The sequence below is a fragment of the Rhodospirillaceae bacterium genome, assembly GCA_018660465.1.
Classification (GTDB): Bacteria; Pseudomonadota; Alphaproteobacteria; order Rhodospirillales; family JABJKH01; genus JABJKH01.
The window spans coordinates 20430-27117 of the sequence record JABJKH010000120.1 but is presented as its reverse complement, the minus strand read 5'-3'; the positions used below and the strand labels follow the sequence as shown (position 1 = coordinate 27117).

The following is a 6688-nucleotide window of genomic DNA, read 5'->3' as shown; positions in this document are numbered from 1 at the left end:
TCATAAAGTCGATGCTACCAGGGGCCAGATACACTCCAGCGAGCCCGGTAAACACGACCAGCGACATCACCCGGGGTTTTAGCAACAGCGCGTAGTCTTTCAGACGCGGACCTGCCGCAACTGCAACGACCTCAGGTGATTGCGTTGCAATTACCTGAGGTGGTGCTAAAGGAGCGGCATTATTCTCTACGGTCCGCGCCATCAAACTAGGCCCGGCCTATTGGAAGGTTTTCAAATAAGCGACCACGTCGGCTCTTTGTTTAGCGCTTTTAACGCCTGGGAATTTTGCTTTTGTCCCCGGGAGAAACTTTTCCGGATTAGCCAAAAACTCGATCAAGTTTGCATCCGTCCATGTCAATTTCGCCTTTAAGAGAGCCTTGGAATATGCGTATCCCTTAACCCGACCAGAGGGTTTGCCATAAGAGTCAAATAAATTGGGCCCGAAAAGCATTTTCCCGCCCTTTTTAAAGGTGTGACAAACTGTGCATTGGTTGACCGCGACAATTTTACCGGCAACAGGATCACCATGAGATTCCTGAACTTGTGAAGCGTCTGTCAGAGTTCGGAAGTAAGCAATCAAATCTCTTCTTTGTTCGGCATTCTTGATACCCGCAAAGCTCATCTTTGTGCGTTTGATAAACTTTTTAGGCTTTGTCACAAACTCGGTAAAAGAGGCTTCGTTCCAGATGACTTTCGATGACTTTAAAGCCTTTGAATACCTGTATCCCTTGACTGCCCCGGCTGGCCGATTAATGACGCCATACAGGTTTGGACCCAGTCGATTTTTCCCACCCTTGTTCAAGGTGTGGCACGCCGTACATTTTTTGGCAATTTTTTTCCCTTTAGTAGCGTCACCGGCTACCACTGCGGTAGATGTCGCAACAAGGACAACAGCCGCCGCAAATATGGGAATTATACTCGTAAATTTCACCGCAATCTCCTGATCTGCTTACGCCTTCCATGAGGCGATTTTATACTACTATACATTACTAACATTTTAGCGGGCCAACCTATTTCTTAATTGGGCTTGGTTTTTTGACCTGCTTCATTAGATCATTGTCCCACGTTCCTTTTACGGAGAAGTGAGCCGCTGCACCTTTAAGCACAGCCTCAATCAGGTTGTGATTGACGTAGGCATAGATTCCCGGCTGCAAAAATGTGTAGGTCGCAGCACCGGCAGCGCCGCCAGCAATGAACCAAGTTTCCAACCCGGTTTGTGGATCATCCGTGAACGAGCCACCAGACCAAACATGGTCACCGTGCCCGCCAATAAGGTGCGGCCGGGTGTCCCGGTTGGCTTGGGAATGGATGATCATAACCGTTTCACCAACATTTGCCTTCAAGGCATTGGGGCCCGTCAATGCGCCAATCGCACCATTGAATACAATGTGGCTGGGCGTCAGGGTGGCCATGGTTTCCAAATAGTCAGCGTAATCTTCGCCAGCGGTTTCATACTTTTTATATTCACCTTCGCTATCCTTGGCCACGTAGTAATCCTGCTCGCCGATATAATAAATCCGGTCATAGCGAATGGGCTTTCCAGCTTTATCTTTAAGGCCATCGCGCGGCAGAACCATAATTGCGCCGTTCATGCCATGGGTAACATGATAGGGAATCATCACACCACCAGGCGCACAGTGATAAACGAAAACGCCAGGCTTGGTCGCCTTAAAGCGCAAGACTGTTTCTTCACCAGGTGTAACGTGTGTTAGCCCCCCGCCACCAAGGGCACCCGTGGAAGCATGAAAATCAATGTTGTGCTCCATGGCATTTGACTCCGGGTTAATCAGGGTCAATTCGACGTAATCGCCTTCATGGACAATAACCAATGGACCGGGAACCCAACCATCGTAAGTCAATGCCCAGATTTCAGTTCCGTCATCGTCGAGAACCATTTTTTTCTCTTTAATGACCATGGTAATTTCGACAACCTTTGGTCCGCCCTTGGCAACCTGGTCATGTTTGGGCGCAAACGGTGGGGCAACTAACTCCTGCTTTACCCGCGGCAATTTACTAATATCGGCTGCGGCAATTTGAGTAGCCGCCTCGGCCGAGCGTGAAGTTAATTCGACTGCTAGTGTTCCAACACCGGCGGCAGCCGTACTTGAAAGGAATGTTCTACGAGAGACGCCTTGATTATTTTTAGTCGCTTTATACATTTGAGTGCTCCAGCTCATGGAAATTTAGCCCGGAATTCAGTCTTACTCGGACCGCTTCAGTTCATTCTCACAACGATCATTAAGTTGAGGTCGATATGATGGAGTTCGTTATACAGAACAGATTATGTCTCCGAATTGACCCAAATCAATTTTGGGGACAATTCGGAATCGCTGATGATGAAGAAAGATCAAAAGCTTAGCTGCTATAAATATGATTCTAGTTTGCTGACTTGCCTAACAACGCGAAAGCCAATGTGGTCGACTGGACTGCCGGTGCCGCATCCGCCGGTATACGTTTTATCAACAAAATACGGAACATGGGCTCTCTCATCGCCTTGAACCACTCGGTTAGGGCAAAGATTCGGATCGCTGAGTTGGGCCAATGTCCAATTTCTTCTGCTTTCTTCGTCAGAAGAAAATCTGCACGTCAGTGTCCACTCCCAAACCGAACCCGTCATGTCTGCAATCGACCACGGATTTCTACCATAACCACCAATTTCACGTGTTTTTCGGAACCGGCTAAGCGTCGCCGTGCGGACCGCTTGGCGTTCGTTAATTAAGGTGTCGATGGTGTCTTTGGTAACATCTTTGCCGGCAAATGCCGCGTAGGCCCACTCTTCTTCTGTCGGCAGACGGTACGAATTCCCAGTTTTTTTCGATAGCCAATTGGTAAACTTATAGGCATCGAACCACGATACGCGCGTAACCGGGTGGGAATCTGTCTGGTAGCGGCGTTGCTTCGCTTTATGGGAACAACCACCATCGTTAAAACATCTATTCCACTGCTCGATGGTGATTTCAAATCGGCTAATATAAAAGGGCTGCTTAATGCTGACCGGTTTAGAGTAGTATTTTCTGCCGAGGTAATTGGGCACTAGGATTGTCAAATTATAATCACCCGTCTCGACCTTCGTCATTTCCAATCCGGGCAGGATCTTTGCCGCGTCGTCAACGTTCCTAGTTATTCCCCAACCGACCAGTGCCAAAGACACTAAGCCAATGGAAAAAATTGAAATTATCAAACGGTATCGCACGTCACTCTCCTAACGTTTAGGCTCTGATAAGCATCCGGCCTTCCGAAAACTTTTAAAATAAGCGACACCGGAAACCCCTTTACTCAAGAGGAACGTTCCGCGAGAGATTTCCAAGTTGTAATTATTCTCTTCGTTCATATCACTACACAAACTCATCGAAGTTTAGCCCTGACATACTGCTAAAATTTGGACTAATTAGAGCCGCTTTAATTCATTCTTACGATTAACATAAGATGAGGTCGGCTCGACGAAATTCATTATACAGATCAATGTGATGCCCTAAGTTGACTCAAATCAAATTTGTAGATGTTGTCGGGTTGTTCGTGGGACGAGGCAACGCTGGACAAGTGGCTAACCAACCCGAAGAAATTCGCCAAGAGTAAAGGTCGCAAAACCTCGATGATGTTTATGCATCGTTTTTCCCGACCTTGGGCGGTAAATTCTAAGCTTCGTGCTTGTTTAATTGGATCATGTTTTAATACTCTTGGGGTATGGCCACGTTAAGAGGAGAATTTAGGTGATCAACAATCATATTAAGGTCGAACCGATTGCGACGAGCTGTGGCGCTGAAATCCATGGCGTCGACCTGTCGCAGGAACTCGATGACGAGACACTTGATGAAATCAAACAAGCCTTTCGTGATCATCAGGTGATCTTCTTTCGCGACCAAACCTTGACGGAAGAACAGCATATGGCCTTTGGGCAGCGGTTTGGGACGCTTAATGTTCATCCGCGGTACGTTTCGTTGGCCGACAATCCAGAGGTCTTCCAAATTCGCAAGGATCCTGGAAGCTCGAAAGTCGTCGGCGGCATTTGGCATCAAGATTTGACCCACCTGCCTGAGCCTCCATTGGGCTCCATTCTATACGCGCTCGAAACGCCACCGGTTGGCGGCGACACGTTGTTTGCAAATCAGTACATGGCTTACGAAAGCCTGTCCGATGGTATGAAGCAGATGCTGGCGGGGCTGCGGGCGGTACACGACAACCGAATTCAGTCGCCAAAGATTGCCCAGGCAAAGAACGCAGATATGACGACCAAGTTGCGTGATGACGCGGACGAGGCTGAAGAGCCGGAAAGCGTGCATCCTGTTGTCATCACCCACCCTGAAACCGGATTAAAAGCGCTGTACGTCAACATCGGGCGGTCGCACCGCTTCGCCGATATGACCGAAGAAGAAAGTCGCCCACTTCTCGATTATCTTATCGAACACTCCCACAAACCGGAATTCACCTGCCGGTTCCGTTGGCGCGATGGGTCGGTCGCGTTTTGGGACAACAGATGCCTCCTGCATCGGGCGCTGAACGACTACCCAAATCATAAACGCTACATGAACCGGGTTACGGTTAACGGGGCACGGCCGGTCTGATATCGGCAACGGAGCAAAGGCTGAACCAGTCTTTCATATTTCGGATGAGGTGCTGACTGCCGATGGCCGTGATGCGTTCTTCATCCAGGGCTGATTTTAGACTTCGATCACCTTCCCAGACTTCAATCATGGTGCGTAATTCGGAAGATACGTAAAGATCAACATCCTTGCCCGTGTCTTCGGTACAAAGGTCAACATCATCCTCGGAAAAAACCAGCCACCAAGTCTTATAATGTTCGAGATCGGTAAACGTGAAGCAAAGCACGGTTTCACCGTCTGGCAGGTTATCCGCGTCAATTCGGCGCCGGATATCCCACATCAAAAGCTCTACGTCTAATTCGTCATCAGACATCTGTCCGCGCGCCCAGCGCATTCCCCAAATTGCCAGATTCTCGACAACCGGCTCCAACTCCTTCCCCATAGCCGTCAGGCGATATTCGTGTCCTCTCAGTCCAGACTGACGCCGGCGGATTATGACGCCCTTGGCCTCCAGCATTTTTAGCCGCTTGTTAAGAACAGTTGGAGAAATCCGCGACATCGAATGTTGAAAGTCGTTAAACCGAGTTGTCCCCATCAGCAATTCGCGCAAGATCAACATGGTCCATTTGTCGCCAACGATTTCCGTCGCTTTCGCGACAGGGCAAAATTGTCCATAACTCGTCATTGCCACTCCCTATAACTACACAAAATGTAGCTAAATCATACATATTTGGCAGACTTTCGGAAACCTTTTTGCCCCTCACGAAAAGTTTATGGGCATCACGAAATTAGATACTAGATTTAGGACATAAATGTTGCGAGACTTGGCTTCCGGAATGGTTTTGAGGTACCCCTTATGAAAATGATCCGAAATTTGTTTTTCGTCGCCTTTGGTATTTTTGTTTTTGTCGCCCCCTTGCGTGCCGACAGCGGACAAAAAATTCATCTCAGCGATTCTGTAAAGGCGGCGTTAATGGCAGGAAAGCCGTTGCAAGGTTCGGGCGTGAACCAAAACACCTTCGCCAATAAACCGGTTTTGGTAACATTTTTTGCCAGCTGGTGAAGTGCCTGCCGTGCGGAGTTCGTGCAACTCCGTGAATTTCTAAATGAAAAAGGCCTCGACGAGCTAAGTATAATCGCGATCAGCTGGACCGAAGGCCGTTACGGTGATCCGTCGCCAGCACGCCTTAAACGCATGGTGCGCGAATTTCATCCCGGCATTAAAGTGATCAGTGAAACACCAGACATCGTGAAGGCATTTTCTCCGTTGGTCTACGTTCCAGCGAACTTCATTTTTGATCGCAAAGGGAAGCTCGTATACGGTGACGGCAACCGAGAATACTTGGGCAAGGAAGACGTTGAGCGCCTAATTAAAGGGCTTTAATTTCAAGGGGCTTTAACCACCGGGTTTTTACCGTCGATCCATTTTACGATCCCGTCGGTCACGTTGTAGACCTTCGAGAACCCTGCTTGTTCGGTCAGCATTTGGGACAAGACCGACGTCCTGTTGCCGGTGCGACAAATTAAAATGACGCCTTCCTTTTTGCCGACATAACTTTCAAATTCACCCGGAAATGCACGATTAAAGTTTCCGTTACCATCAAAGGCAGTTATCAGTTTGCTCCCCTCGATCACACCCGTTGATTTCCATTCATCCGGACGTCGGATATCAACGATCTTTACACCCTTCTTCAGCAAAGATTTTAAGGTGGCATTGTCCACGTTGTTGTATTTAGGCAGCGCCACAGCCAACAACTCGACCTGGAATTTCAGGGTCGCATTGGGCGGGATAACGCCGCCGGCTCCCCGCTGACCGTAGGCGAGTTTAGGCGGAATGATCAGTTCCCGCTTGCCACCGACCTTCATGCCCTCGACACCTTGATCCCAGCCGCGAATGACTTGGCCCCCACCAAGGGTAAAATCAAATGGCTTGCCGCGATCAACACTGGAATCAAACTTGGTACCATTCATTAACCAGCCTGTGTAATGGACCGTGACTTTAGAATGACGCACGGCTTCGACACCGGTTCCGGTCACTAAATTCTTCACTTGGAGTTTGCTTGCCGCATGCGCTGTACCAACAACGAAGAGGGTCGCCAAAACAACAAATAAAAAGAATGTCGACTTACGTATCATGAGAATTCGTC

Annotated in this window: 9 protein-coding genes; 3 read left to right on the top strand and 6 right to left on the bottom strand. The window is 48.7% G+C overall.

Annotated features, from left to right (window positions below; all coding sequences use genetic code 11):
• The 4 genes from HOM51_20150 to HOM51_20135 all read right to left on the bottom strand — a co-directional run.
• Positions 1 to 151: protoheme IX farnesyltransferase (locus tag HOM51_20150; GenBank protein MBT5036831.1), on the bottom strand; the 151-nt coding region annotated here is incomplete at its 3' end.
• Between the two features lie 66 nt (positions 152 to 217).
• The gene (locus HOM51_20145; protein ID MBT5036830.1) at positions 218 to 931 is read right to left on the bottom strand and encodes a c-type cytochrome; all 714 of its coding nucleotides are present in this window, start codon (positions 929 to 931) and stop codon (positions 218 to 220) included.
• A 79-nt stretch (positions 932 to 1010) separates the two neighbouring features.
• On the bottom strand, positions 1011 to 2159 hold the full coding sequence (gene nirK, locus HOM51_20140; protein ID MBT5036829.1) for a nitrite reductase, copper-containing: 1149 nt from the start codon (positions 2157 to 2159) through the stop codon (positions 1011 to 1013).
• A gap of 203 nt (positions 2160 to 2362) precedes the next feature.
• Positions 2363 to 3193: an SUMF1/EgtB/PvdO family nonheme iron enzyme gene (locus HOM51_20135; protein ID MBT5036828.1), complete on the bottom strand. Its 831-nt coding sequence runs from the start codon at positions 3191 to 3193 to the stop codon at positions 2363 to 2365.
• Between the two features lie 520 nt (positions 3194 to 3713).
• On the opposite strand from HOM51_20135, the gene HOM51_20130 reads away from it, so the two are divergent.
• Complete coding sequence (locus tag HOM51_20130; protein MBT5036827.1) at positions 3714 to 4562, top strand: taurine dioxygenase; 849 nt, start codon at positions 3714 to 3716, stop codon at positions 4560 to 4562.
• On the opposite strand, the gene HOM51_20125 is transcribed toward HOM51_20130, so the two are convergent.
• On the bottom strand, positions 4540 to 5226 hold the full coding sequence (locus tag HOM51_20125; protein MBT5036826.1) for a helix-turn-helix transcriptional regulator: 687 nt from the start codon (positions 5224 to 5226) through the stop codon (positions 4540 to 4542). The genes HOM51_20130 and HOM51_20125 overlap by 23 nt on opposite strands.
• A gap of 189 nt (positions 5227 to 5415) precedes the next feature.
• Here HOM51_20125 and HOM51_20120 point away from each other — a divergent pair, with 189 nt between their 5' ends.
• Positions 5416 to 5604 (top strand): hypothetical protein, encoded by a 189-nt coding sequence (locus tag HOM51_20120; GenBank protein ID MBT5036825.1) that lies wholly within the window; start codon positions 5416 to 5418, stop codon positions 5602 to 5604.
• Positions 5605 to 5625: 21 nt separating this feature from the next.
• Complete coding sequence (locus tag HOM51_20115; GenBank protein ID MBT5036824.1) at positions 5626 to 5925, top strand: hypothetical protein; 300 nt, start codon at positions 5626 to 5628, stop codon at positions 5923 to 5925.
• A 2-nt stretch (positions 5926 to 5927) separates the two neighbouring features.
• Here the strand turns inward: HOM51_20115 and HOM51_20110 are convergent, their stop codons facing one another.
• On the bottom strand, positions 5928 to 6677 hold the full coding sequence (locus HOM51_20110; GenBank protein MBT5036823.1) for a peptidylprolyl isomerase: 750 nt from the start codon (positions 6675 to 6677) through the stop codon (positions 5928 to 5930).
• Positions 6678 to 6688: the final 11 nt, after the last annotated feature.

Excerpts from the sequence above, each read along its gene's own strand:
- nirK (MBT5036829.1), bottom strand. The coding sequence starts at position 2,159 with ATGTATAAAGCGACTAAAAATAATCAAGGCGTCTCTCGTAGAACATTC.
- HOM51_20110 (MBT5036823.1), bottom strand. The coding sequence starts at position 6,677 with ATGATACGTAAGTCGACATTCTTTTTATTTGTTGTTTTGGCGACCCTC.
- HOM51_20125 (MBT5036826.1), bottom strand. The coding sequence starts at position 5,226 with ATGACGAGTTATGGACAATTTTGCCCTGTCGCGAAAGCGACGGAAATC.